Raw genomic sequence first — 24,358 nt, 5'->3', positions numbered from 1 at the left:
CAATTACCCCGTTAAAGAATTGCTGAGAATGCCTAGCTGACCATATTTTCTAGGATTAGCTACATAATAATGAATACTTCTTAGCAAATTACATTAACTTTAGGGCGATAGCGCAAGCGCGCCCGGTAACGGGCTTCGCAGCTACGGCGCTAAAATTAATGAGAACCATTTTTGACTTTAAGTATAAAAGCATTCTTAGTAGTTTATCTTTTCGCTCTCAAGACTTTGATTTAATTATTGCCTATGAGTATTTTTATTTGCCCCGGCTTTCACTTACCCCAACTAACTCAAAGTTTTTTACAGGAATTGTCATTATCTAATTCAAATTCTACATTATCAGTAAATGCACGCATTTTCAATGCAAAAAATTATACTGCTTTATCAGTTATACATATTTTACAAGACTTAACTAAAGCTTACGGTCAACCGCACCAGGCTGCACCAGTGTTATTTATTAGCTTTAGTGCGGGGGTATTAGGAGCGCTCGGTGCGGCTTGGGGATGGGAGCTACTAGGGGGAAAGGTTAAGGCAGTAATTGCGATTGATGGCTGGGGAGTACCGTTAATGGGTAATTTTCCCATTCATCGGCTGAGTCACGATTATTTTACTCACCAAACATCGATAGTTGTAAATCCCTCGGAGGATAGCTTTTATGCAGATCCGGGAGTGGAACATTTGCAAATGTGGCGATCGCCTTCTACGGTAAAAGGATGGGCAATAAGTGCGGTTAATTTCCCAGTGCGATCGCGTTGCAACGCCGCCGAATTTATTTTGCTGCTATTGAAGCGTTACCAAGAAATTGAGTAAATTGGGGCGATAATTGAATTTTTAAGATATTTTATGTTTCCTATAGAAGAACCAACCGCAAAGCAAGTTGGATTTGTCGCTTTGCTCAAAAACCGCTCCTTTTTAGCGTTATGGATAGGACAATTACTTTCCCAGGTAGCCGATAAAATTCTTTTAACTTTGCTGATTGCACTGTTGGCGGTTTATCCCACAGCAACGGGGACAGAAAACTCTATGCGATCGGTTTTACTGCTTACTTTTACCTTACCAGCAATTTTATTTGGTTCGGTGGCAGGAATTTTTGTTGATAGGTTGGGTAAAAAGTTAATTCTTGTAGTTTCAAATGTGATTCGCGCGCTGTTAATATTTACAATCCCTTTTTTACCAAGGGAATTTGTAATTTTATTATTGATAACATTTGTTATTTCAACAGTTACTCAGTTTTTTGCCCCCGCAGAACAAGCTGCAATCCCGTTACTTATCCCCCGCGAGAACTTGCTCGCAGCTAATGCTTTATTTACTACAACCTCAATGGGGGGTTTTATTGTTGGCTTTGCGATCGGGGAACCGTTATTAAGTCTTAGTCAAGCTTGGGGAGGAGATAAGGGACAAGAGCTATTGGTTGGTGGTTTATATCTTTTGGCAGCAGTGACGTTGCAAGCCGTTTCTTTCAAAGAAACTGTAGGTAATGCTCACAGTATGATGGTGAATCCTTGGCAAGAAATGAAAGCAGGCTTTTGGTATCTGAAGCAAAACCGCCTGGTTTGGGATGCGATCTTGCAACTGACAACTTTGTACTGTGTAATTGCCGCCCTAACTGTGTTGACTTTCAGCCTAGCTCCTCAAATTGGCTTGCAGTCAGAGAAACAATACGGGTTTATAGTGGCGGCTGCGGGAATAGGAATAATGTTAGGCGCGGGAGTTTTAGGGCATTGGGGCGATGTCTTTCGTCATAAACCTCTGCCTTTGTTTGGTTTTTTGACTATGGCATTTGCTTTAGCTGCTTTTAGCTTTGTCAGCAATTTATGGCTGGGTTTAGGGCTGAGTGCTGTGTTGGGGTTAGGGGGCGCTTTAGTGGGCGTACCGATGCAAACTCTAATTCAAAGAGAAACTCCCACCGAAATGCACGGTAAGGTTTTTGGGTTTCAAAATAATTTAATCAATATCGCCCTCAGTGCGCCATTAGCAATTACAGGGCCAATTACCGATGCTGTTAGTAATGCTGTAGGCTCCGAAGCTCTTGGATTACGGATAGTGTTAGTGGGAATGAGTGCGATCGTTTGTGTTGTAGGTATTTGGGCTTGGAATAATACTCGCGGCGTTTTGCGTGATGTAATATAACCATGACAAAGTTGCCACTAAAGTAATATTTTCAATTAAAATGAATTTTTGAATACAAAAAATCTTTACTATTAAATAATTAGCAATTGTGTGAGGTTTACTCAGTGCGTTCACAAAATATCCCCGCCGGGGAATCCACTATTACAAATAATTCTATAATTCCAGAAATCGTAAAATTAGAAGTAGCGATCGCGCCGATAGTTAGCGATAGACGGGCAACGGGGGGTTTTGCTTTAATAGACTCGCTCAAGCGTCACGGCGTTGAGCATATTTTTGGCTATCCGGGCGGGGCAATTTTACCGCTTTATGACGAGCTTTATAAAGCTGAAGCGGCGGGTGGTATTCAGCATATTTTAGTTAGACACGAACAAGGGGCGGCTCACGCCGCCGACGGTTATGCCCGTGCCACAGGAAAAGTAGGCGTGTGCTTTGCAACTTCTGGGCCAGGAGCAACAAACTTAGTTACAGGCATTGCGACAGCGCAGATGGACTCGATTCCGATGGTAATTGTAACTGGGCAAGTACCTCGTGGGGCTATTGGGACGGATGCTTTTCAAGAAACGGATATTTATGGAATCACGCTGCCGATTGTCAAGCACTCTTATGTAGTGCGCGATGCTAGAGATATGGCGCGGATTGTGGCAGAGGCTTTTTACATTGCTAGTACCGGACGACCCGGCCCAGTTTTAATTGACGTACCTAAAGATGTGGGGTTAGAAGAATTTGACTATGTGCCTGTAGAACCCGGTACAGTCAAGTTGCCAGGGTATAGTCCTACTGTTAAAGGCAATCCTCGTCAAATTAATGCCGCATTGCAATTAATGCAGCAAGCGCGCCGTCCTTTGTTGTATGTAGGTGGTGGGGCAATTGCTGCCAGCGCCCATAACGAAATTAAGCAAGTAGCGGAGTTATTTAATATTCCGGTTACAACTACGTTGATGGGAAAGGGTGCTTTTGATGAAAATCATCCTTTAGCCTTGGGAATGCTGGGAATGCACGGCACGGCTTACGCTAACTTCTCTGTTAGTGAGTGCGATTTGTTGATTTGTGTAGGAGCAAGATTTGACGATCGCGTTACCGGGAAATTAGACGAATTTGCCTCTCGCGCTAAAGTTATTCACATCGATATCGATCCAGCAGAAGTTGGCAAAAATCGCATCCCAGAAGTGCCAATTGTTGGTGATGTCAAGCAGGTTTTAATTGATTTATTGGCTTTATGTCAAGCATCGGGCGATCGCGCAACTAATCCAAATCAAACTCAAGAATGGTTAAATCGCATCTATACTTGGCGACGAGATTACCCTTTAGTTGTGCCTCATCATAACGACAGTATGTCGCCTCAAGAGGTAATTTTTGAACTAGCGACTCAAGCACCGGATGCTTACTACACAACAGATGTAGGGCAACATCAAATGTGGTCAGCACAGTTTCTCAAAAATGGCCCCCGGCGGTGGATTTCTAGCGCGGGGTTGGGGACTATGGGTTACGGTTTACCCGCCGCAATGGGTGCTAAAGTTGCCTTGCCTACTGAAGAAGTCATTTGTATTAGTGGCGATGCTAGTTTTCAAATGAATTTACAAGAATTGGGTACGCTTGCACATTACGGCATAAATGTCAAGATTGTAATCGTAAATAATGGTTGGCAAGGAATGGTAAGGCAATGGCAGCAGGCATTTTTTGGGGAGCGTTATTCGTCATCGAATATGGATCATGCGATGCCAAACTTTGAAATGCTGGCTCAAGCTTACGGGATTAAGGGAATTAGAATCGATAAACGGGAAGAATTAAGCGATGCGATCGCTCAAATGTTGGCTCATAATGGCCCAGTATTGGTAGATGCTCATGTCACAAGAGATGAGAATTGTTACCCAATGGTTGCCCCTGGTAAGAGCAATTCACAGATGATTGGTTTACAAGATGTTCCGAAACCCGAACAAGTAGAGCCAGTTTTCTGTAGTAGCTGCGGTGCGAAGAATCTTAGTAATAATTTTTGTCCTGAGTGCGGCACTAAATTATAAAAGTGTAACTTTAGCTTAATTAAGCATCGGTGGGTAAATAGTTACTCACCGATTTTTTTTGGCTAAAAACTGCTCTAATTAGCAATTGGCGGAGTTTATAAGTTTTTATGCAAAATAATATTACTAAAAGAATCGGCTTAATCTTACTATTGCTCTATACACAGTTAAATATTGAGCAAGCCGTAGCCCAAACTAAACCATCTACCCCAACAAAAACGGTAGAAGTTAATCCGGTTATCTGTCCCGCGCAGCTTGGTAAGGCGATAGAAACAATTACTAATCGCCCACAATTTAGTCAAGCACGTTGGGGAATTGTCGTTAATAAGTTAAATAATAGTCAAAGTCTTTATAGCCGCGACTCGGATAAATATTTTATTCCCGCTTCAAATCTCAAACTGTTACTGGCGGCGGCGGCTTTGCAGCAACTAGGGGCAAATTATCGCATTCGTACTTCTATTTACGGTACAGATAGCGGTCTATTGCGCCTTGTGGGACGCGGCGATCCAAGTTTGACCGATGTTCAGCTTACAGCTTTAGCAAGGCAGTTGAAGCTGACAGGAGTTAGGCAATTGACCTATTTAGCAGTAGAGAGAAGTCGCACTGACGATATTATCAATCCAGACTGGGAATGGGGAGACATTCAGGCAGATTACGGCGCACCGATTGGCAGCTTAATTATCAATCAAAATGCTGTAACGTTACAGTTGTTGCCTCAACAAATAGGTCAACCATTGCGCCTTGTTTGGAGCGATCCCATTGCGGCGACACAATGGCAAAGTGTTGATAATCAGTCAGTAACAGTAAAGCCAGGAGAACCCACAGAAGTTGAATTAAATCGGGATTTGAGCGGTATATTGCATCTTAGCGGACGCTTAAGTATTAATTCTCCGCCGGAATTAGTTTCTCTAGCTGTGATCAATCCCGCAGAAAACTTTATCCAACACTTGCGCCGGGTGTTATTAATTGAAGGGATTAAAGACAATAGCAATAGGGTTAGGCTAAATATTGTTGAAGTTGAAAAGCAATTAGCCAACGCGCCAGAAATTGCCGCCGTAAATTCGCCCCCATTATCGCAATTATTGGTAGAGGCAAATCTTAATAGCAATAACTTGTATGCAGAAGCGTTGTTACGCACGTTGGGAAGTAAAGTAAATTCCTTTGATAGTAACTCGCAAAAAGGGCTAATTGCCGTTAAACAAGCTTTGACAAACTTAGGGGTAGATCCCAAAGGTTATATTATGGCTGATGGTTCGGGATTGTCGCGGCATAATTTAGTTAGTCCAGATGCGATCGCTCAAACTTTGAGCGCTATGGCATCATCGCAATATGCGGCTATATATCGGGCTTCTTTGCCTGTGGCGGGGGTTAGTGGTACTTTGGTTAATCGCTTGAAAAACACCCCGGCTCAAGGCGTTGTTAGCGCCAAAACAGGAACAATGAGCGGGGTTCTAGCTTTATCAGGATATATTAACGCGCCAAATTACGAGCCGCTTGTTTTTAGTATTATTATCAATCAATCTGACCAAAGCTCGGCAACAATTAGACAAGCGATAGATGAAGTTGTTTTACTACTGGTATCTTTGCGGCGTTGTTAGGTTAGTTTTATAAAAAGTGGATTATTTTAGCTATGAGCCGTTTATGGCAAATTATTCGGACGGTACTGGGGTTAATTATTCGTCACCCGATAACAGGTACGAGTGTTATTCCGATTTTACCCGATGGTCGGATTGTATTAATTCAAAGGCGCGATAATGGCTTGTGGGCGCTTCCGGGAGGAATAGTAGATTGGGGTGAAGATGTCCCAACGGCTGTAAAGCGCGAATTAGCAGAAGAAACGGGTTTAGAAGTTGTTAAAATTCGCCGCTTAGTTGGCGTGTATTCCGCACCTGATCGCGATCCAAGAATGCACTCAATTTGTATTGTAGTGGAAGCAGAAGTTACAGGAGTAATGGCAATTAAAGACAAGTTAGAAGTATTGAATATTCAAGCTTTTAATTTAGATTCTTTACCAGAAGGTAGACTTGCTCACGATCACAGACGACAATTGCAAGATTATTTAGATAATTTGACAACTCTAGCTTAAATTTTGCGCTTTTCGGTAAGCTTGGATTCCCCAAAAAATTAAATTGCGATCGCACTTGATTTTCTCAGCTAAATTAGGAAACTGGGAATTAAGATAACTATGTAGAATTGTGCGATCGCCTCCGGTTAATATTACTTGGCTATTTGGGTACATCTGCAACCATTTCTCTATAAAGCTTTGGATTCCAGCAATTAAAGTATAAATTATCCCACTTTGGATTGATTGAGTCGTATTTGTCGCAAAGTACGGGGGTAATTGTGTAGGTAGTTCGGTGATAGATAGATTAGCGGTTTTTTGACTCAAAGCCAGAAATTGTAAGCTTAATCCCGGTAAAATTGCTCCACCTACGAAAGCAAAATTGGCATCACTTCCTGTAAAAGTAAGCGCTGTACCAGAGTCAATAACTAATATAGGTAAACTGTAGGTTTCTTTTGCACCCCACAAAGCTAAAGCGCGATCGCTCCCCAAGGTAGAATATATATTTTTAAGCGGTATTTCATTTAAAGTAATTACTTGTATATTTGGGTAAGTTTGCCAAAGCTCAGTTTGGCTAGGTACTACAGAAACCAAATACAAAGATAAGGGATAAGCAAAATCTTCTCCAACTAATATCTCTAAGGGTAAATCATCCCAACTTCCAGAGGCTAATAGTTGAATGGAAGTAGCCGCCAAATAATCTGTATCCCAACTACAACAGAGTTCTTCGCCTTTAAACAAAGCCCAGTGTAGCCGAGAATTGCCGATCGCTAAAGCCAGCCAAATAGATTTATTAACCATGCTACTAGCGAGCGCTCTGTAAAACTCTCCTTAATTTAAGGCGTTGCTGAAAGTATGATGATTTTCCCTTTCTGCAACTCTTTTGTCTCCCTCATTCATACCGCATTGGGAATTGTTCATTGAAATTACTACCAATTACCAATTACCCATTACCTAATTTAAGATTGTCACAACTTGATTAATCCGGGGTTTGCCAAAACGTTCCCAAGCATTTCCCCCGCGCAAAAATAACTCCATCCACCGCAGAGGTTGACCATTTTTATCCCAACCCGAACTACCAGGAGAAAAGGCTAATGTTCCTTCAGGGACTTTAAAGCTACCGTCAGAATAAACCGCGTCGCTGACTACATCGCCAACTCTGATTACTACTTTAGATTCTGGTTTTAAACTAAGACTATCGCTAGAAATTGTAGTTTTAATATTACCGTAGCCATCAACCCAAGCTACGCGATCGCCTGGTACATTCGGTATTTGATTGGGGTTTAACTCGTCTCCTAGCAGGCTAAAGTCTCCATTTGCGATCGCTATAGTGGCGATTGGAAACACATCGCGGGAGCGAAATTGCGAACCTGCGCGTGATACTTTTATACTGTGGATAACTTCGGCATAGTCTTTAATGAAGGACAAAGTATAACCTGCAATTACTCCTACTACTTTGACTCCATTAGGCAAGAGTGCATAAGTAAGTCCTTCACCTTCATTATCTATCCTTGGTTCGGAGTCATCTTGACGGGGGGCGCAGTTGTGGTAAATTAAGCGGTTTTCTGCGCCTGGATTAAGCCCTAATTGAGCAATCCAGAAGCCTGTCGCTAAGGTACTAAAAGGCGGTACAGAGAGACAATAAATTTGAGCATTAGGTAAGCCCATAGAAAGCCGTTGCGTTACTTCTGTAAAGGCTGGATCGCCGTTGCCATAATCAGCAATTAAATTAACGAGCATATGATCTATCTAATTACTACAATTTATATTAACTATGTTCTACGCATATCAAGCTAGGTTAATCGATTTTTTAAACTTTGAAACTTTCTCTTATATATTGACAAATCTACTTTATTATGTACATAAAAGTAGAGGAAATCAGCGATCGCCATAATGACATTAACAAGCACACCTCTAATATCTATAATTATTCCAGCTTTTAATAGTGAAAAAACTATTTTTGAAACCATTGAATCAGTTTTAAATCAAACTTGGAGAAACTTAGAATTAATTGTAGTTAACGATGGTTCCCAAGACTCAACTTTAGATATTATCACTGGTATAAAAGATCCGCGCCTTAAGGTATTTTCTTATACTAATGCTGGCGTATCAGCTAGTCGCAATCGGGGAATTTCTCAAGCGGAGGGTGAGTTTATTAGCTTTTTAGATGCAGACGATTTGTGGACACTAGACAAGCTAGAAACTCAACTCAAAGCCTTACAAAATAATCCTCAAGCAGGAGTAGCCTACAGTTGGACTGACCATATTGATGAAAATAGTCAATTTTTAAGAGCAGGCGCTCACTACACTGTAAATGGGGATGTGTACGCAGAGCTTTTGAAAAGTAATTTTTTAGCTAATGGCTCTAATATACTGGTTCGCACCCAAGCTTTAAGAGAAGTAGGTGGATTTAATCAATCATTCACTCCTGCGGAAGATTGGGATATGTATTTAAGATTAGCCTCGCGCTATCATTTTGTTGCAGTTCCATCCCCACAAATTTTATACCGAATAACTACTGTTTCCGCCTCAAGCAATGTTTTTAAAATGGAAGCAGTATCTTTACGAATTATTGACCAATATTACCGCCAAGCTCCCCAACACCTCCAGTCTCTAAAAAGTGAAAGTTTAACTGCTCTTTACCAATATTTAATCTACAAAGTGTTAGAAGAATCTAGAGGACGACAAACAGGAATAAAAGCAGGTAAATTACTATGGAGTTATTTCAAAAATGACTCCTCTAAATATCGGCAAATTCGCTTTAAATTTTCCTTATTATCTAAAGTTGCAGGAACAATCTTGATACCTGCTTATCAGCCTAAACTAGATTGGTAAAATATTTAATTGTTTAGGCGATCGCGTGTATTGTTAAGACGGGTCAATTGCCAGTAAACATTGCACCGCAACTTACTAATTCCTGACGCTGCTTATTTGTAATGCCAATTCCTGCGCCAAAGTTACAATTTTTTACGGACGTACCAAGCCATAGCGTTTCGTTTAAAGTTGCTCCTTGAAGAATGGCGTTATCCAAGTTGGCGTTAGTAAAGTTAGCGAATATTAAATCTGCATCAACTAAACTACTATTACTTAAATTTGCCCTCGATAAATCGCCGCGAATAAAGTTTACACCATCTAAAACTAACCCAGATAGCTCTGCACCTTGCAAGTTAGGAAACTTAGCTTTAGTAGGGTTGCTAAAAAAGCGCATTATGCAGGCTATATTAGGTTCGGCAAGAGGCATAATAGTCAAAAAGTTTGCATAACGAGCTAAACCCATTTCTTTGAGAATTAGCAAGCGTTTTTGTGGCGACTTTTCTAAAAAGTCTATACTTGTTTGATGAAGATTTTGAGTTAGCATTTATCTAATATTTAACTTGCTGCTAATAAATTAAATTCTGCTTCCGCCGTTGCTAGGTGCTTGATTAGTGTAGATTTTGGTAAAGCTATTTGCAAATGTTCCCAAGGTAATATCTGCTCAGTAGACCAAGTTTGATAAACATAAAACTCCATTTCTGGAATTTGTCCCCGTAACTCCTTAAAAGCACGGCGATAACTACCCAAAGTGTCGCCATAATGCCGAGTTAATTCTAGCAAATAAGACAATCTGCGATCGCCTCTAGACAATAATGCTTGAATAACCGACCAATTGTAGCTTTCTGGGCGAAAATCTATACCTTGAGGTTTCAACTGTTTTTGCAATAACTGTAAGCGTTTCTCAGCTTGAGGTTTGACACCAAACCATTGAAAAGGTGTATGTGCTTTTGGCACAAAGGTACTGCATCCGAGGGTCAAACGCAAGCCGGGAGCAGCCTTTTTAATCGACCTCATCATCGTTACAGTTTGTTCGACATCTTCTACTTCTTCCCCTGGTACACCGACCATTCCGTATAGCTTTAAGGCCTTTAATCCCCCTGCTTTGGCGTTAATTGCAGCAGTAATAATCTCATCGTTATTTAGTTTTTTATTGACAATTTGGCGGATACGAGGAGATCCACTTTCTACAGCAATTGTAAGCGATCGCGTATCTCGTTTTGCTAAAGTTTCTGCTAACTTTTGGGTAACTGTATTTGTACGTACCGAAGCAATACTTAAACGCACATTATCATACTGTGGTTTACTTAAATAATCGAGTAAAGTTTCAAACTCTGGATGTTGAGTAACTGACGCACCAAGTAAGCCTAATCTATTAGTTACAGCTAATCCGCGCTCAATTGCGGGAATTAAAGACGATTCCAAGCTTGCAGTCCGAAAAGGTAAGGTTAAGTAACTTGCAAGGCAAAAACGGCACATTTCAGGACAACTACGCACCACTTCTACCATGTAGATATTTTCCCAAGCGGCTTTTTGGGTAACTACCGTTGAAGCCGATAAAACATTACCTCGATAAGTCTGTTTATCTACATAGCTAGGAATTTTATTTGTAACTGGTTGAATTGATTTTATACCCCCTGTTTTTTCGGTATAAATTACCTCGTATAAGCTAGGAATATAAATCCCTGGTATTTGTGCTAAGTGAATTAATTGCGTCCTTTTATCAGCATTTCTAACTTGCTTGTATGCGTCTAAAAAGTTATCTAATAAATTTTCCCCATCACCTAACAAGATGATGTCAAAAAAATCTGCAAAAGGTTCGGGATTAGCACTAAATACCGTACCACCACCAAAAACTAAAGGATGATTTTCATCTCTATTAGCGGCTCGAATTGGGATTTGGAGAGATTCGAGCAAATTGAGAATATTAACGTAATCTAGCTCCCAAGAACAGGAAAAGCCAAGCAATTCCGGCGAAGGGGGTAATTGTTCGCGTACATCAGTAAATAAGCGACTAACAGCTACATCCGAACGCATTGCCAAAGTAGCCCATACGACTTGATAGCCTAAGCTAGTAATGCCTACCGTGTATTCGTTGGGAAAGGCAAAAATAGTCTCGATAGCGTCGGTGTCAGGGGTAGCAGGAGTAAATAGCAGTCTTTCAGCAGCAAAAGCAGTCACAATATTTTTTTAAATTAGAATCACTTATATCTAATTTTAAGCCATACAATTATCATGTTGAAAATCAAAGTAAATAAATTAGCTAGAATAATCGGCAAAGCGTTGAGATAAATTCCATAAATCAGCCAAAGGAAAATACCTATATTAAAAATAATTAGGGTATTAAAAGAAATATCTTTAGCCGATTTAGTTTGCCAGATTTTTAATAACTGAGGTAAAAAAGCAAGGGTTGTTAGCGTACCTGCAACTAATCCTAAAATTGTAATTGAATTCATTTAAAAAGTTGCAACTATTCCTAACAATAAAACCTACAAAACGGGCAAAAAGCCCATCTTGTAACTATTAAGGTAACACTTTACACTGTCCGTAATGGCGCAATAAATGATCGCATAATACTAATGCTACCATCGCTTCAACCATCGGCACTGCTCTAGGAAGTACACAAGGATCGTGTCTACCTTTGCCTTTTAACAGCATTTCCTCGCCTTCTTTATTCACAGTACGCTGCTCTTTACGAATTGTAGCTGTGGGCTTAAAAGCTACCCGCAAAATGATGTTTTCACCGTTAGAAATGCCACCTTGAACACCACCAGAGCGATTAGTTACTGTACGGAGTTCGCCATTTTCATCGGTATAAAATTCGTCATTGTGTTCGCTACCATTTAACAGAGTTCCGGCAAAACCCGAACCAATTTCAAACCCTTTAGTTGCGGGGAGAGACATTACACCTTTGGCAATATCCGCTTCTATTCTGTCAAAAACGGGCGAACCTAAACCTTTTGGTACGTTACGGGCGACACATTCAATTACACCCCCAATAGAATCGCCTTGTCGTCCCACTTGCTCGATAAGTTCAATCATCCGCTCGGCAGATTCGGTTTCAGGACAACGTACAATGTTACTTTCAACTTGTTCTAAGGTAACTGTATTAGAATCGATTACCGCTTCTAAATCTTTAATCCGCTTAACATAGGCAACAATTTCTACATTAGCAACTGTAGCAAGAATTTTTTTAGCGATCGCACCTGCTGCCACTCGTCCAATAGTTTCCCGCGCCGAAGAACGTCCGCCACCTTGCCAATTGCGAATTCCATACTTAGCATCGTAGGTAGCATCAGCGTGAGAAGGACGATAAGATTGCGCCATCTCATCATAATCTTGAGGGCGAGTGTCTTTGTTTCGCACTAAAATAGTAATCGGCGTACCTAAAGTTTTGCCTTCAAATATCCCGGAAAGAATTTCGCAAGTATCAGCTTCTTTGCGCGGTGTCGTAATTTTACTTTGTCCTGGTCGCCTACGGTCTAATTCTTTTTGAATTTCCTCGGCGGTAATCTCCAATTGTGGCGGACAACCATCAATTGTCACTCCAACGCCGCCGCCGTGAGACTCACCAAAAGTAGTGACTCGAAACAAATGCCCAAAAGTATTACCCATGATGCGTCTTTAAAGATAGCCTGCTATTTTCTAGCATAAACAAGTTGTAAGTTTAAAGTTAAAAGTCCTAAATTTTGGTCTTTAATTGCTAAATATTCAGGAAAAGTAGTAAACCATGCAAATTATTGAGTGTTTCCATACAGCCTTACTTGTCACTGACTTACAAAAAGCTGAAGATTTTTATAGTCATGTTCTCGGTTTAACTAAAATTGACCGCAGCCTTAACTATCCCGGTACATGGTATCAAATAGGCAACTTTCAACTGCATCTCATTGTTGATAGTTCTATCTCTACTGATTTACACAACGCAGAAAAACTAGGACGCAACCCACACCTTGCTTTTAAAGTTGCCGACTTAGAAGCCGCCAAAACTCAACTAATAGCTGGCAATTACTCTGTTCAATCTAGCGCTTCTGGTAGAAGTGCCTTATTTACCAAAGACCCAGATAACAATATTATCGAACTGACTCAAATCTAAACTTTTTACAGTGCGGTTTGTCAATGAAAATTATTGCCTACACTTACACAAACCCTTTACTAGAATCACCACCAGAGCCGAATTTATGGGGGTGGGAATTAGATAAATTGTATCAAGACTTAGGAAAGCGATCGCAATTGCAGCAATTACTACGAGAAGCAAAAACCGATCCCGCCAATTATTTGCTAATTCGTCGCATCGAAGAACTTGGCGACTCTATCCCAGAAATTAACAATCGTTTGAGCGAATTACAAGCACTCAACATCAAACTTATTACTACCGAACAAGCGGCGGGTATGCAAGCCGACTTAATACAACTGCAACAAATTCAATATGAACAGCATAGCCGCAGCATCCGCCAAGGACACGCCCGTAACCGTCTCAACGCCCTGACTCCACCTGGTAAAGTTCCCTACGGCTACCGCAGAATCAAAGCTCGTTATGCCATAGATCGTACTACATCCCCCGTAGTCAAAGACTTTTTTGATCGCTTTTTGCTTTACGGTTCTTTGCGGGGTGCGGTGCGTTACTTAGCCCAAAAATATGGTAAAAAAATCTCTGTCACTACCGGAAAACGGTGGTTAACTAATCCCGTTTATCGTGGCGATACGGCTTATCAAAACGAACAAATATTGTCTGATACTCATCCGCCGATTATTTCTAGAGAAGAAGCCGCCCAAATTGATCGCTTATTGCGCCGCAATCGTCGCTTACCACCGCGTACAGCCAGCGCTAACCGTTCTTTAGCGGGATTAGTTAGCTGCGCCCAATGCTCGTCGCCCATGACTGTTGTTAGCGTTAATAAGCCCCGCACAAAGGGCGAATACCTCTACTTGCGCCCAACTTTATGTCCCCGTCGTCCTAAGTGTCGTCTTGTTTACGAAGAAGTATTGCAGCAGACTATTCAAACTATTTGCCGCGATTTACCTTTAGCTGTAAGTGGCGTGAATTTTTCTCAGTTAGACGGTGTAAAAAATTCTTGGTTAGCAGAAATTGCAAGTTCACAAGAAATCCTCGCGCTTATACCAAATTTGCTCGATAATGGCATCTTAGATATAGAGACGGCAACTCTACGCACTTACAACCTCCGTACTGAAATTTCGACGTTACAGGGAAAATTAGCAACTTTGCCTCCCGTAAATTTGCGCTCAGTAGCTCAATTAGTTTCAATTCCTCAGTTTTGGCTTGATTTATCAGAATCAGAGCGACGATTTTACTTTCGGGAGTTTATTCGGCAAATTGAAATAATACGCCAAGATAAAAGTTGGAACTTGCAAATTATCTTTATTTTTTAGCAGTCGCTTCAAACCTTGCATGGCTCGTTTGTATTATAAAAATTTCACCCAAAGACGTTTATTAGATTGGTTGTGGGTTTTAGGATTATTAATCGCTGCACTAATACTATTTACGCTCAATTTGGGCGGCGTACCACTAAGAGATTGGGATGAGGGTACAGTTGCTCAAGTTGCGCGGGAAATTTCGCTTCATCCTATTGCAACGAATGCTTGGCTTTATCCTACCTTGGGCGGGGAACCTTACTTAAACAAACCACCGCTTATCCATTGGCTGATTGCTTTGGCTTACCGCCTTGGTGGGGTAAATGAATGGACTTCGCGCTTACCTGGGGCAATTTTGACGGCGCTTTCTGTCCCCTTACTTTACAGTGTTGGGCGAGAAATATTCCCGCAACGAATAACGGCTATTTTTGCAAGTTTAGTCTATTTAACTATGCTGCCAATGGTACGTCACGGACGACTTGCAATGTTGGATGGCGCGGTAGTCAGTTTTTTTATATTTACAATTTTGTGCGTGTTGCGAAGTAGGCGAAATTTGCGCTACTGCTTGGGTGTAGGAGTTGGTTTAGGATTAATTTGCTTTACTAAGGGGCTTTTAGGTTTATTATTAGGTGCGATCGCCTTATTATTTCTGTTCTGGGATACGCCACGCTTACTTACCAGTTGGTATTTATGGCTAGGAGTAGCAATTGGTATTACTCCTGTCGTTAGTTGGTATACTGCCCAGTGGTTGCATTACGGTAGCTTTTTTACCCAAACTGCTATAGTTACTCAGTCTCTCAATCGAATTTGGCAAGGAGTCGAAAACCACGCCCAGCCCTCTTGGTATTACTTACTAGAAATTGTTAAATATTCTTTCCCTTGGCTGCTATTTTTGCCCCAAGGATTTCGTTTTGCTTGGCTTAATAGCAATATCAGCTACTCCAAACTAATTGTTGTTTGGCTGGGTGTTTACTTACTGACAATTTCTGTAATGACTACTAAATTGCCTTGGTACGTTTTACCCGTTTACCCCGCTTTTGCTTTAGCCGTGGGAGTACAGCTAACCCAAGTTTGGCACAAACCACGCTTAAGTTATTCCCGATTGGCGATAGCGCAAGCGCGCACGCAGGGCTTCGCTATTCTCACAATCCTTGCCTTAATTTCCTGGGGTGGTAGCTTATACTTTAGTCCCCTAAGTCCCGCCAAAGACTTGCAATTGCAAACAATTTTAACTTGTATCGCGCTGACAATGACCACTGCGGCAATTTTAGCCCAAGAAGGCGATCGCCAATTTATCGTAATTTTATTTTGGGGTTGTTATCTTTCCCTAGCTTTATTTGTGACTTCTCGTCATTGGGTATGGGAATTAGCCGAAGCTTACCCAGTAAAACCTGTGGCGGCGATGATTCAAAGCAACACAACCCCACAGCAAAAAATTTATACTTCTTTTCCCTATCATCGACCATCCTTAAACTTTTATAGCGATCGCCAAGTCATTCCCGCCACTAACGACGAACTACAAAGATACTGGCAACAATCAAACCCCTACTTACTCGTCGAACCGACTAAGCTTAAAAGTCTAGGATTAAAATCTGTGCAACGATTGGGAACAAGAGAAGGTTGGACTTTAATTAAGCGCCAAAGCTGAAAATAACAGCAGCTTACAATTTTGGTTGATTATTGGCATCGTTCATTTTTTCTACAACTTGATTTTGAGGATTCTGTTGATTGTGGATATCTACACTAAAAACACTAGCACCCACAATCAACACACCTATAGCAACATACATAAAAGGACGCTTAATAGAACCCAAGTCGCGCACAATTCTTGCCCAAGGGTTGCTTTGACGGCGCAACAATTGACCAACTAACATTTGTTTACCACTAAAGGGATCGCGGACGTAATGACCGCTCCAAGTTACTACTAACTTCTCTTGGCATGAATTACAAGTAAACAATCCTTCGCACATCTTGACCAACTTGAGTTTGGTGCTTTTTTGACAAATTGGGCAAGTAGTATGATGATTACCAGAGGTGTGAGTGTTCATAGGTCAACCTAATTTGCGTGCGTTGCTTGGCTCCAACAGAATTCATTGAGCGTCCTAACTAAAGTATTGCCCTTTTTTGTCATAGATCGCCATAATAACTTACTTCAACGGCCGAAGCCCTGCGAGCATATTGTTAATTTTCTGCATCTATTTAAGAATAATTGCTAACTTTTGTAACCAATCATAAAAGTTTCGATTGGCAATGTTCTCCTACCATCAATTCTGACTAAGATTATGTTATTTACTCTATGCAAATATTTCATAATGCCAATGCGATTTCTGCATATTTTAGCGATGAAAAAAGCCAAAAATATCAACTCTAAGTTTTTATTACTAAAACTTATCTAAAACTTATTACCAAAGATAGATGCAAAACTGACATTATTGTTTAAGAGATATAAATATTCAAGATATTTCTAGAGACAATTAAAAATTCTTTGTCTCCCTAGGTAATTTTGCAGCAACAAATAAGGTTTTCAGTTCCATTAATTATTGCTACTTTACCATTAGGGATATTCTCGTTTGTGGTAGATGCTAAAAACTTCAAAATCGAGGTGAGGATTTAGTAGGAGCCGTACTCCTCCACAAGAGAGCGCTTACGCTGTAGCTTCGGTATCATCTTGCTCTACTTGCTGTAAACGAATGTGTTTGCGTCCTAAAGTTATTTTAAACTCATCTCCCGGCTCTAAGCCCATTTGTTTTGTGTAGGCTGAACCTATCAATAAATTTTGATTTCTCTGGACGCTAATTTTATAGCTGGCGCTACGTCCTCCCCGCCCGTCGGAACTACTATGGGTATCTAATTCAATGCCTTCTGCATCAATTAGAGCATTAAGGAACTTCATCATGTTGACCCGCTCTACACCATTTTTGGTAACTGTGTAGTAGCCACACTGTTTAGCTTTATCTTCTTTGCTGATAAGCTCTAGCTCTTTGACTTTATCAAGAAGTTCTTGACCGATTAATGGCTCTAATTTTTTCTTTTTATTCATCGACTTGAGGTAGATAACTAAGGGTTTAATTGTTCAGTTAAGTTTTATTTTAGCTAATACGAGCTTTAAAGCAATAGGTTCGGTGGCTTAAAGCAGTAAAAATTAGCAAAATGCTGAGAGCAAATATAGTGCATTTTGAATTTTATTTTTAGTTTGACTCTTACCCAAGCCTTGACAAAAATAATTTTCGCCAAGGCTACGATATTGCTTAATTATACTTAGCTTGACAAATTATAATACACTAATTTTGATTGTAAAATGATAATATTACTGAGATTATATGAAAAAAAAAACTATAAATATTGATATTAATTGCGAATACTAGCAATAAAATAATAACGTTAGATGTATTACCTAAAAGCTAGAGAGCGGCTAAAATTAGTCTCTTTGACCACCACCTCAAGAAAATTCAAAATATACACGCAGAAAAAATTAAAAGGCGGTAGTGCTACGAAGACAACAAATGGTCAAAATACTGACTCATCACCAAAAAAGCGCAAATTGAAGCGAAAATGCAGGCTTAGTAGAAAAGTTTTAAGTAGTAGGCAAATACTGATTAATCGCATTGCAAGGCATAATTAGGTTTAGATAGGTTTATTTAGTGGCTAACATTTTGGTTTGAGGCAAGGCAAAGTTAGATAAACTTGCCCAAGGGTTGCGATCGCAGGTTTGGTAATTAGCTATTAGATGAAATTAACAACTCGCGGACATTATAGCGTCAAGGCTTTACTTGATTTGAGCTTGCAACCACGTCAAAAGCCAATCGCTGTAAAAACCATTGCTTTGCGGCAAAATATTCCCGCCCCCTATTTAGAAAAATTACTAATAGAAATGCGTCGTGCGGGGTTAGTAGAATCCGTGCGTGGTGTAGCCGGGGGGTATAAATTGGCTAAGTCCCCCGAAAAAATTTCTTTAGGGCAAATTCTCGCCGCCGTAGGCGAAACCATCGAACCTTTACCCCATCACAGCCCAAACAATACCCAAGCTGAAGACTGGGTAACATTTACGTTGTGGCGGAGATTGCACCGAAAATTATCAGAAGCGTTGTATGCTATGACTCTTGCCGATCTTTATTATGATGCCCGGAGTTGGCAGGCATCTCAAGGAGAATCAACGAGTTTTGTGGTTTAAATGGGTAATGGGTAATGGGTAATAATTTTCAATGACCAATGACCAATGACCAATCAATAATTGTGCTGTTAGGGGCGGTAGTTTTAGATTACTCCATTGGCGATCCTTGGAGTTGGCTGCATCCAGTGCAGGTAATGGGTTGGGTTATAAATCGTTTTACTCAAGTATTGAAAATTAAGGAATGCGATCGCCCTTTACAGCAACGGGGGCTGGGGATATTATTAGGACTAATATTAATAATTGGTAGTGGTGCAAGTGGTTGGGCAATTTCCTATGGCTCAAACTTGATTCATCCACTGTTTGGCATTGTTACTCAAAGTGTTATTTTAGCTAGTTGTTTTGCCCTAAAAAGCTTAAGACAGGCAGCAGAGACGGTTTTGCAAGTATTAGCAACAGGTAATGTAGAACAATCTCGAATAAGTTTAAGTCAATATGTTGGTAGAGATACCGAAAACCTAACGGAGTCAGGAATTTTACGCGCGGTCATGGAAACTGTGACTGAAAATTCCACTGATGGGGTGATGGCTCCGCTATTTTATGCGATTTTTGGGGCTTTTACACCTTTTGGTAGCGTTCCCTTCGCCTTAGCCTACAAAGCTGCGAGTACATTAGATTCAATGATTGGCTACCGGGAAGCACCCTATACTTATTTAGGCTGGTTTAGCGCCAAGCTTGAAGATTATCTTACATGGCTTCCTTGTCGCTTAACAGTGTTAACTTTAGCGTTATTGTCGGGGAAACCTAGGCAAGTTTGGCAAATTTGTTGTCGAGATGCGGTTAAAGATGCTAGTCCTAATTCTGGCTGGAGTGAGGGGGCTTACGCGGCGGTATTGGGGGTACAAGTAGGGGGAATAAATTGGTATCAGGGGGTAGCTAAACCCAAACCTTTAATTGGAGATTCTATTTATCCGATTACACCAGCGCTAATTTACCAAGCTTTGCAACTAACACAATCTAGTTTTTTGGTTTGGCTATTAATTGCGATCGCACTTTTATTAGTAAATACTTAAAATATTCTACTTACTAGGGATCGATAACTATGGCGGCTAAAGTCGTTGAAATTTTATCCTCTGAAGAAATCCGGCGGACGATGACGCGCCTCGCTTCCCAAGTTATTGAAAGATCCCGCGATTTGTCGAACTTGGTAGTTTTAGGTATTTATACAAAAGGAGTAGCTTTAGCAGAAAATTTAGCTAAACAAATTGAAGTGCTAGAAGGTGTAACTGTTCCGGTGGGAGCGCTAGATATTACCTTTTACCGAGATGATTTAGACCAAATTGGCGTAAGGACTCCAGCTAAAACCGATATTTCTTTTGATTTGACCGGAAAAACAGTTTTACTTGTCGATGACGTTATTTACAAAGGGCGGACAATTCGCGCCGCTTTAAATGCCGTCAATGAATATGGTAGACCATCAACTATTTGGTTAGCAGTGCTTGTCGATAGAGGTCATCGAGAATTGCCCATCCACCCAGATTTTACCGGGAAAAAGCTTCCCACTGCCAAAGATGAAAAAGTCAAAGTTTATTTACAAGGCTTTGATAACCGAGATAGGGTCGAATTGATTAGTAGTTAGATTTAATTCAACCTAATTAGTAGCGGTAGTATTAGTTCTCGCGTCAAACTAGATAAAACCAGTATCAATAATTTTAGGTATGCAAACTCTCGAAAAGACTCACCCCAAACTGCAAGAGTTAAAAACTCACTTGGCGGAAGTTAACGACATTGAATCAGCCGCCGCCTTGCTTTACTGGGATCAGGCTACTTATATGCCTCCAGGCGGTGCGGCGGCGCGGGGGCGACAAATAGCTACTTTGAGACACATTAGCCATACTAAGTTTACTAGACCAGCTATAGGACAACTCTTAGAAGAATTGCGCGACTACGAGGCAAATTGTGACTATAGTTCTGATGAAGCTAGTTTAATTCGGATTGCTCGTCACGACTACGATCGCCTAGTCAAAATTCCCCCAGATTTTACGGCTAAATTTTCTCAACATAGTGCCGAATGTTATGAAGCTTGGGCAAAAGCACGACCAGAAAATGACTTTAACGCGATCGCGCCTTTTTTGCAACAAACCTTGGAATATAGCCGGGAAATGGCAAACTACTTTCCTGGCTACGACCATATCGCCGATCCTTTAATTGATGAATCTGATTATGGGATGAATACCCAATCGGTGCGAACTTTGTTTGCCGACTTGCGTCAGCAATTAGTGCCAATTGTTGCCGCTATTTCTGATCAACCCCTGGCAAATGCCTCTTGTTTATATCAGCATTTTCCTGAAGCCGAGCAACTAGCCTTTAGCCTCAAAGTTATTCAACAGCTAGGTTACGATTTCCACAGGGGAAGACAAGATAAAACTTTGCACCCTTTTATGACTAAGTTTTCTACCGGAGACGTGCGAATAACAACCCGCGTCCGGGAAAATGACTTAAATGAAGGGTTATTTAGCACTATCCACGAAACCGGACACGCTTTGTACGAGCAAGGTATAGCCCGAAGATTTGAAGCAACTCCCCTAGCTGCTGGGACATCTTCAGGAGTTCATGAGAGTCAATCTCGACTGTGGGAAAATTTGGTTGGACGCAGCCGTAATTTTTGGCAGTTTTTCTATCCTCAGTTGCAAGCAACTTTTCCTAGTCAGTTTCAACAAGTACCTTTAGAAACTTTTTATCGCGCTATTAACAAAGTCAAGCGTAGTTTAGTTCGCACTGATGCTGACGAAGTAACTTACAATTTGCACGTAATGATTCGTTTTGATTTGGAGCTAGACTTGCTTGAGGGCAAGTTAGAAGTTAAAGACCTTCCCGCAGCTTGGAACAGTCGCTATAATTCTGATTTGGGGATTGTACCCTCTAGCGATGCCAACGGCGTATTGCAAGACGTGCATTGGTACGGTGGAATGGTCGGCGGTATGTTTCAAGGTTATACCTTGGGTAACTTAATGAGCGCTCAATTTTTTGATGCGGCGCTTAAAGCTAATAAAGAAATTCCTCAGCACATTGAGCAAGGTAATTTTGATTTGCTGCACGATTGGCTCAAACAAAATATCTACCAACATGGACGCAAGTACACGGCGGCGGAACTAATCGAACAAGCGACGGGTAAACCTTTGAGTATTGACCCATTTATTAGTTACATTAAGCAAAAATTTGGCGAGTTGTACGCCCTTTAATAGTTCGGAGTTAGAAATAACTCCAACCAATTTAGCTTGCCACGCTCTAGGGGGAAGCTAAAATCTCTAACGTTTTGTAACTTAATTGTTTGATAGCCATTAATTATAGGAGGTGCTATGTCAGCAGAATTAATCCAAAATGCGATCGCTGAAGAAAAGAATGATCTACGCTCTTTTATTAGCGAGTTACGTCATCACGAAAACCGCTACTTGTTACGCAATGATATTTTGAATGTCTACAAAGAATACTGTGCTAAATACCAAAAGGGCGAAGAATATTATAATTCTTCTAACTTAGGAAAATTAATTTATTATACTCAAGAAATCATCCGCGAAGATGGCAGTATTTACTTGATTTCACGCTCAAAAATTGCTAGTCAAGAAGTTTACAGAATTACCGAAGAATTAAATGTTGAACTGTTAAATGTTCAAGAATTGCTAGATGTACGCGATCGCTTTGTCAACCGCTACCACCCCAACGAAGGGGATATGTTAGAGTTAGATTTTCAGCCTTTTTACGACTATACCCCCACAATCCGCGATCCTAAAAACATTGGTAAAGGTGTAGAGTTTCTTAATCGCTATTTATCGAGCAAACTTTTTCAAGATCCCAAGCAATGGCTAGAAAGTTTGTTTGATTTCCTGCGTTTGCACAAGTACGATAACACCCCATTATTGATTAATGGCAGGATTCAATCTCAACAGCAACTATCAGAAAAAATCAAAAAAGCCTTGACTTTTGTAGCGGATCTTGATAGTGAGGAACCTTACGAAAAATTCCGTTTTGTGTTGCAATTGATGGGTTTAGAAGCTGGCTGGGGTAACACGGCAGGGCGCGTTAAAGAGACTTTAGAAATTTTGGATGAATTAATCGATTCTCCCGATCACCAAACCTTAGAAGCCTTTATTTCGCGGATTCCGATGGTTTTTAGAATCGTCTTAGTGTCTCCTCATGGCTGGTTTGGTCAAGAGGGAGTTTTGGGACGACCAGATACGGGGGGTCAAGTAGTTTACGTCCTCGACCAAGCAAAAAGTTTAGAAAAACAACTGCAAGAAGATGTAACTTTGGCGGGACTAGATATACTCGGAGTCAAACCCAAAGTAATTATTTTAACGCGCCTAATTCCTAATAGCGATGGGACGCTTTGCAACCAACGTTTAGAAAAAGTCCATGATACCGATAATGCTTGGATTTTGCGCGTACCTTTACGGGAATTTAATCCCAACATGACGCAAAATTGGATCTCTCGGTTTGAATTTTGGCCCTATTTAGAAACCTACGCAATAGATGCAGAAAGAGAGCTATTAGCAGAATTTCAAAGTGCGCCTGATTTGATTGTTGGTAACTATTCTGATGGTAATTTAGTCGCATTTCTGTTAGCACGGCGATTGAAAGTTACCCAGTGTAATATTGCTCATGCTTTGGAAAAATCGAAGTATTTGTTTAGCAATCTTTACTGGCAAGAATTAGATGATAAATATCATTTTTCTTTACAGTTCACTGCTGATTTGATTGCAATGAATGCCGCTAATTTTATTATTAGTAGCACTTACCAAGAGATTGTCGGAACGCCAGATAGTGTAGGACAATACGAGTCTTATCAATGCTTTACTATGCCAGAACTGTATCATGTAGTAAGTGGCGTTGAATTATTTAGTCCTAAGTTTAATGTCGTACCGCCAGGAGTAAATGAAAAGGCTTATTTTCCTTACTCGCGCACAGAAGATCGAATAATTGGCGATCGCACTCAGTTAGAAGAATTGCTTTTTACTCTAGAAGATCCTAATCAAATATTTGGTACGCTTGACGACCCAACTAAACGCCCAATCTTTTCTATGGCGCGGCTTGACCGAATTAAAAACATGACAGGATTAGCTGAATGTTTTGGTAAAAGCCCAGCTTTGCAAGAGCATTGCAATTTGATTTTAGTTGCGGGGAAATTGCGCGTAGAAGAATCGGGAGACAATGAAGAACGAGACGAAATAGAAAAGCTATATCGAGTTATTGAGCAGTACAATTTGTATGGCAAAATTCGTTGGCTGGGGGTACGTCTTACTAAGTCTCAGTCAGGAGAAATTTATCGAGTAATAGCTGACCATCAAGGAATTTTTGTTCAACCAGCGTTATTTGAAGCCTTTGGATTAACAGTTTTAGAAGCAATGATTTCAGGATTGCCAACTTTTGCTACTCAATTTGGCGGGCCACTGGAGATTATTCAAGATAAAGTTAATGGCTTTTATATTAACCCCACAAATCTAGAAGAAACTGCCGAAAAAATTGTTGAGTTTGTAACTAAGTGCGAACAAAACCCCAATTACTGGTATGAAATTTCGACACGAGGTATTGACCGAGTTTGTAGTAGCTATACTTGGAAAATTCACACTACAAAGCTGCTAACTCTAGCGCGGATTTATGGATTTTGGAATTTTAGTTCTAAAGAAAACCGTGAAGACTTATTGCGTTACATTGAGGCATTATTTTATTTGATTTACAAGCCAAGAGCGCAAGCACTTTTAGCAGAGCATAGTCATCGTTAAGGCTTGTAATAACGTCGTTCAGTTTCTTTGAAGATAGATTAAAGACCTGAAGGAAAATCTTTTTTCCTTCAGGTCTTCACAATTA

General features: G+C 40.6%; 22 protein-coding genes. 14 read left to right on the top strand and 8 right to left on the bottom strand.

Features of this window, described 5'->3' with window-relative positions; genetic code table 11:
• The first annotated feature begins 243 nt into the window (after positions 1 to 243).
• The 5 genes from C7B70_RS10465 (at position 244) to C7B70_RS10445 (ending at position 6,228) form a co-directional block, all read left to right on the top strand.
• On the top strand, positions 244 to 807 hold the full coding sequence (locus C7B70_RS10465) for a hypothetical protein (RefSeq protein WP_106368989.1): 564 nt from the start codon (positions 244 to 246) through the stop codon (positions 805 to 807).
• Positions 808 to 840: 33 nt separating this feature from the next.
• Complete coding sequence (locus tag C7B70_RS10460; protein ID WP_106368988.1) at positions 841 to 2,127, top strand: MFS transporter; 1,287 nt, start codon at positions 841 to 843, stop codon at positions 2,125 to 2,127.
• A gap of 167 nt (positions 2,128 to 2,294) precedes the next feature.
• Positions 2,295 to 4,145, top strand: a complete 1,851-nt coding sequence (gene ilvB / locus C7B70_RS10455) for a biosynthetic-type acetolactate synthase large subunit (RefSeq protein ID WP_233220886.1) — start codon at positions 2,295 to 2,297, stop codon at positions 4,143 to 4,145.
• Positions 4,146 to 4,252: 107 nt separating this feature from the next.
• Entirely contained in the window at positions 4,253 to 5,740 is a 1,488-nt protein-coding gene (gene dacB, locus C7B70_RS10450; protein ID WP_106368987.1) for a D-alanyl-D-alanine carboxypeptidase/D-alanyl-D-alanine-endopeptidase, read from the top strand.
• Between the two features lie 32 nt (positions 5,741 to 5,772).
• On the top strand, positions 5,773 to 6,228 hold the full coding sequence (locus tag C7B70_RS10445) for an NUDIX hydrolase (protein ID WP_106368986.1): 456 nt from the start codon (positions 5,773 to 5,775) through the stop codon (positions 6,226 to 6,228).
• Here the strand turns inward: C7B70_RS10445 and C7B70_RS10440 are convergent.
• Positions 6,220 to 7,005: a pantothenate kinase gene (locus C7B70_RS10440; protein ID WP_106368985.1), complete on the bottom strand. Its 786-nt coding sequence runs from the start codon at positions 7,003 to 7,005 to the stop codon at positions 6,220 to 6,222. The two genes, C7B70_RS10445 and C7B70_RS10440, sit on opposite strands and share 9 nt — an antisense overlap.
• A gap of 153 nt (positions 7,006 to 7,158) precedes the next feature.
• Positions 7,159 to 7,944 carry an S-adenosyl-l-methionine hydroxide adenosyltransferase family protein gene (locus tag C7B70_RS10435; protein ID WP_106368984.1) on the bottom strand — a complete coding sequence of 262 codons (786 nt, stop codon included), beginning with the start codon at positions 7,942 to 7,944 and terminating at the stop codon, positions 7,159 to 7,161.
• Positions 7,945 to 8,097: 153 nt separating this feature from the next.
• Here C7B70_RS10435 and C7B70_RS10430 point away from each other — a divergent pair, with 153 nt between their 5' ends.
• Positions 8,098 to 9,039 (top strand): glycosyltransferase, encoded by a 942-nt coding sequence (locus tag C7B70_RS10430; protein WP_106368983.1) that lies wholly within the window; start codon positions 8,098 to 8,100, stop codon positions 9,037 to 9,039.
• Between the two features lie 43 nt (positions 9,040 to 9,082).
• Here C7B70_RS10430 and C7B70_RS10425 read toward each other — a convergent pair whose 3' ends face one another.
• From C7B70_RS10425 to aroC, 4 genes are all read right to left on the bottom strand, one after another.
• On the bottom strand, positions 9,083 to 9,562 hold the full coding sequence (locus C7B70_RS10425; RefSeq protein ID WP_106368982.1) for a pentapeptide repeat-containing protein: 480 nt from the start codon (positions 9,560 to 9,562) through the stop codon (positions 9,083 to 9,085).
• Between the two features lie 11 nt (positions 9,563 to 9,573).
• A complete protein-coding gene (locus C7B70_RS10420) occupies positions 9,574 to 11,196 on the bottom strand; it encodes a radical SAM protein (protein WP_199192179.1) in 1,623 nt (540 codons plus the stop codon).
• 20 nt (positions 11,197 to 11,216) lie between these two features.
• Entirely contained in the window at positions 11,217 to 11,471 is a 255-nt protein-coding gene (locus C7B70_RS10415) for a SemiSWEET transporter (RefSeq protein WP_106368980.1), read from the bottom strand.
• 67 nt (positions 11,472 to 11,538) lie between these two features.
• A complete protein-coding gene (aroC, locus tag C7B70_RS10410) occupies positions 11,539 to 12,630 on the bottom strand; it encodes a chorismate synthase (RefSeq protein WP_106368979.1) in 1,092 nt (363 codons plus the stop codon).
• A 115-nt stretch (positions 12,631 to 12,745) separates the two neighbouring features.
• Between aroC and C7B70_RS10405 the strand changes: the two genes are divergently transcribed.
• The 3 genes from C7B70_RS10405 to C7B70_RS10395 are packed head-to-tail and all read left to right on the top strand — an operon-like array spanning position 12,746 to position 16,033.
• On the top strand, positions 12,746 to 13,108 hold the full coding sequence (locus tag C7B70_RS10405; RefSeq protein ID WP_106368978.1) for a VOC family protein: 363 nt from the start codon (positions 12,746 to 12,748) through the stop codon (positions 13,106 to 13,108).
• A gap of 23 nt (positions 13,109 to 13,131) precedes the next feature.
• Entirely contained in the window at positions 13,132 to 14,403 is a 1,272-nt protein-coding gene (locus C7B70_RS10400) for a recombinase family protein (RefSeq protein WP_106368977.1), read from the top strand.
• 19 nt (positions 14,404 to 14,422) lie between these two features.
• Positions 14,423 to 16,033, top strand: a complete 1,611-nt coding sequence (locus C7B70_RS10395; protein WP_106368976.1) for a glycosyltransferase family 39 protein — start codon at positions 14,423 to 14,425, stop codon at positions 16,031 to 16,033.
• 13 nt (positions 16,034 to 16,046) lie between these two features.
• Here the strand turns inward: C7B70_RS10395 and C7B70_RS10390 are convergent, their stop codons facing one another.
• Together C7B70_RS10390 and C7B70_RS10385 are read right to left on the bottom strand one after the other, a co-directional pair.
• A complete protein-coding gene (locus C7B70_RS10390; protein WP_106368975.1) occupies positions 16,047 to 16,433 on the bottom strand; it encodes a hypothetical protein in 387 nt (128 codons plus the stop codon).
• 596 nt (positions 16,434 to 17,029) lie between these two features.
• Positions 17,030 to 17,425, bottom strand: coding sequence for an AbrB family transcriptional regulator (locus C7B70_RS10385; protein ID WP_106368974.1), 396 nt, complete (start codon positions 17,423 to 17,425; stop codon positions 17,030 to 17,032).
• 687 nt (positions 17,426 to 18,112) lie between these two features.
• On the opposite strand from C7B70_RS10385, the gene C7B70_RS10380 reads away from it, so the two are divergent.
• The 5 genes from C7B70_RS10380 (at position 18,113) to C7B70_RS10360 (ending at position 24,273) form a co-directional block, all read left to right on the top strand.
• Entirely contained in the window at positions 18,113 to 18,556 is a 444-nt protein-coding gene (locus C7B70_RS10380; RefSeq protein WP_106368973.1) for an Rrf2 family transcriptional regulator, read from the top strand.
• A 38-nt stretch (positions 18,557 to 18,594) separates the two neighbouring features.
• Positions 18,595 to 19,566 carry an adenosylcobinamide-phosphate synthase CbiB gene (gene cbiB, locus C7B70_RS10375; protein ID WP_106368972.1) on the top strand — a complete coding sequence of 324 codons (972 nt, stop codon included), beginning with the start codon at positions 18,595 to 18,597 and terminating at the stop codon, positions 19,564 to 19,566.
• Positions 19,567 to 19,595: 29 nt separating this feature from the next.
• Positions 19,596 to 20,132, top strand: a complete 537-nt coding sequence (pyrR, locus tag C7B70_RS10370) for a bifunctional pyr operon transcriptional regulator/uracil phosphoribosyltransferase PyrR (protein ID WP_106368971.1) — start codon at positions 19,596 to 19,598, stop codon at positions 20,130 to 20,132.
• A 79-nt stretch (positions 20,133 to 20,211) separates the two neighbouring features.
• Positions 20,212 to 21,735 carry a carboxypeptidase M32 gene (locus C7B70_RS10365; RefSeq protein WP_106368970.1) on the top strand — a complete coding sequence of 508 codons (1,524 nt, stop codon included), beginning with the start codon at positions 20,212 to 20,214 and terminating at the stop codon, positions 21,733 to 21,735.
• A gap of 117 nt (positions 21,736 to 21,852) precedes the next feature.
• On the top strand, positions 21,853 to 24,273 hold the full coding sequence (locus C7B70_RS10360; RefSeq protein ID WP_106368969.1) for a sucrose synthase: 2,421 nt from the start codon (positions 21,853 to 21,855) through the stop codon (positions 24,271 to 24,273).
• The last annotated feature ends 85 nt before the right edge of the window (positions 24,274 to 24,358 follow it).

It is taken from the genome of Chlorogloea sp. CCALA 695 (assembly GCF_003003885.1).
Classification (GTDB): domain Bacteria; phylum Cyanobacteriota; class Cyanobacteriia; order Cyanobacteriales; family Chroococcidiopsidaceae; genus Aliterella.
Note: the sequence above shows the minus strand (reverse complement) of the source record. Positions and strands in the feature narration are given on the sequence as shown.

What these genes read in the sequence shown, in the direction of transcription:
- C7B70_RS10390 (WP_106368975.1), bottom strand. Translation starts at nt 16,433, where the DNA reads ATGAACACTCACACCTCTGGTAATCATCATACTACTTGCCCAATTTGT.
- pyrR (WP_106368971.1), top strand. Translation starts at nt 19,596, where the DNA reads ATGGCGGCTAAAGTCGTTGAAATTTTATCCTCTGAAGAAATCCGGCGG.
- C7B70_RS10460 (WP_106368988.1), top strand. Translation starts at nt 841, where the DNA reads ATGTTTCCTATAGAAGAACCAACCGCAAAGCAAGTTGGATTTGTCGCT.
- C7B70_RS10465 (WP_106368989.1), top strand. Translation starts at nt 244, where the DNA reads ATGAGTATTTTTATTTGCCCCGGCTTTCACTTACCCCAACTAACTCAA.
- C7B70_RS10395 (WP_106368976.1), top strand. Translation starts at nt 14,423, where the DNA reads ATGGCTCGTTTGTATTATAAAAATTTCACCCAAAGACGTTTATTAGAT.
- C7B70_RS10405 (WP_106368978.1), top strand. Translation starts at nt 12,746, where the DNA reads ATGCAAATTATTGAGTGTTTCCATACAGCCTTACTTGTCACTGACTTA.
- cbiB (WP_106368972.1), top strand. Translation starts at nt 18,595, where the DNA reads ATGACCAATGACCAATCAATAATTGTGCTGTTAGGGGCGGTAGTTTTA.
- C7B70_RS10415 (WP_106368980.1), bottom strand. Translation starts at nt 11,471, where the DNA reads ATGAATTCAATTACAATTTTAGGATTAGTTGCAGGTACGCTAACAACC.
- C7B70_RS10400 (WP_106368977.1), top strand. Translation starts at nt 13,132, where the DNA reads ATGAAAATTATTGCCTACACTTACACAAACCCTTTACTAGAATCACCA.
- C7B70_RS10435 (WP_106368984.1), bottom strand. Translation starts at nt 7,944, where the DNA reads ATGCTCGTTAATTTAATTGCTGATTATGGCAACGGCGATCCAGCCTTT.
- C7B70_RS10440 (WP_106368985.1), bottom strand. Translation starts at nt 7,005, where the DNA reads ATGGTTAATAAATCTATTTGGCTGGCTTTAGCGATCGGCAATTCTCGG.
- dacB (WP_106368987.1), top strand. Translation starts at nt 4,253, where the DNA reads ATGCAAAATAATATTACTAAAAGAATCGGCTTAATCTTACTATTGCTC.
- C7B70_RS10425 (WP_106368982.1), bottom strand. Translation starts at nt 9,562, where the DNA reads ATGCTAACTCAAAATCTTCATCAAACAAGTATAGACTTTTTAGAAAAG.
- C7B70_RS10360 (WP_106368969.1), top strand. Translation starts at nt 21,853, where the DNA reads ATGTCAGCAGAATTAATCCAAAATGCGATCGCTGAAGAAAAGAATGAT.
- C7B70_RS10445 (WP_106368986.1), top strand. Translation starts at nt 5,773, where the DNA reads ATGAGCCGTTTATGGCAAATTATTCGGACGGTACTGGGGTTAATTATT.
- C7B70_RS10365 (WP_106368970.1), top strand. Translation starts at nt 20,212, where the DNA reads ATGCAAACTCTCGAAAAGACTCACCCCAAACTGCAAGAGTTAAAAACT.
- C7B70_RS10430 (WP_106368983.1), top strand. Translation starts at nt 8,098, where the DNA reads ATGACATTAACAAGCACACCTCTAATATCTATAATTATTCCAGCTTTT.
- C7B70_RS10385 (WP_106368974.1), bottom strand. Translation starts at nt 17,425, where the DNA reads ATGAATAAAAAGAAAAAATTAGAGCCATTAATCGGTCAAGAACTTCTT.
- aroC (WP_106368979.1), bottom strand. Translation starts at nt 12,630, where the DNA reads ATGGGTAATACTTTTGGGCATTTGTTTCGAGTCACTACTTTTGGTGAG.
- C7B70_RS10380 (WP_106368973.1), top strand. Translation starts at nt 18,113, where the DNA reads ATGAAATTAACAACTCGCGGACATTATAGCGTCAAGGCTTTACTTGAT.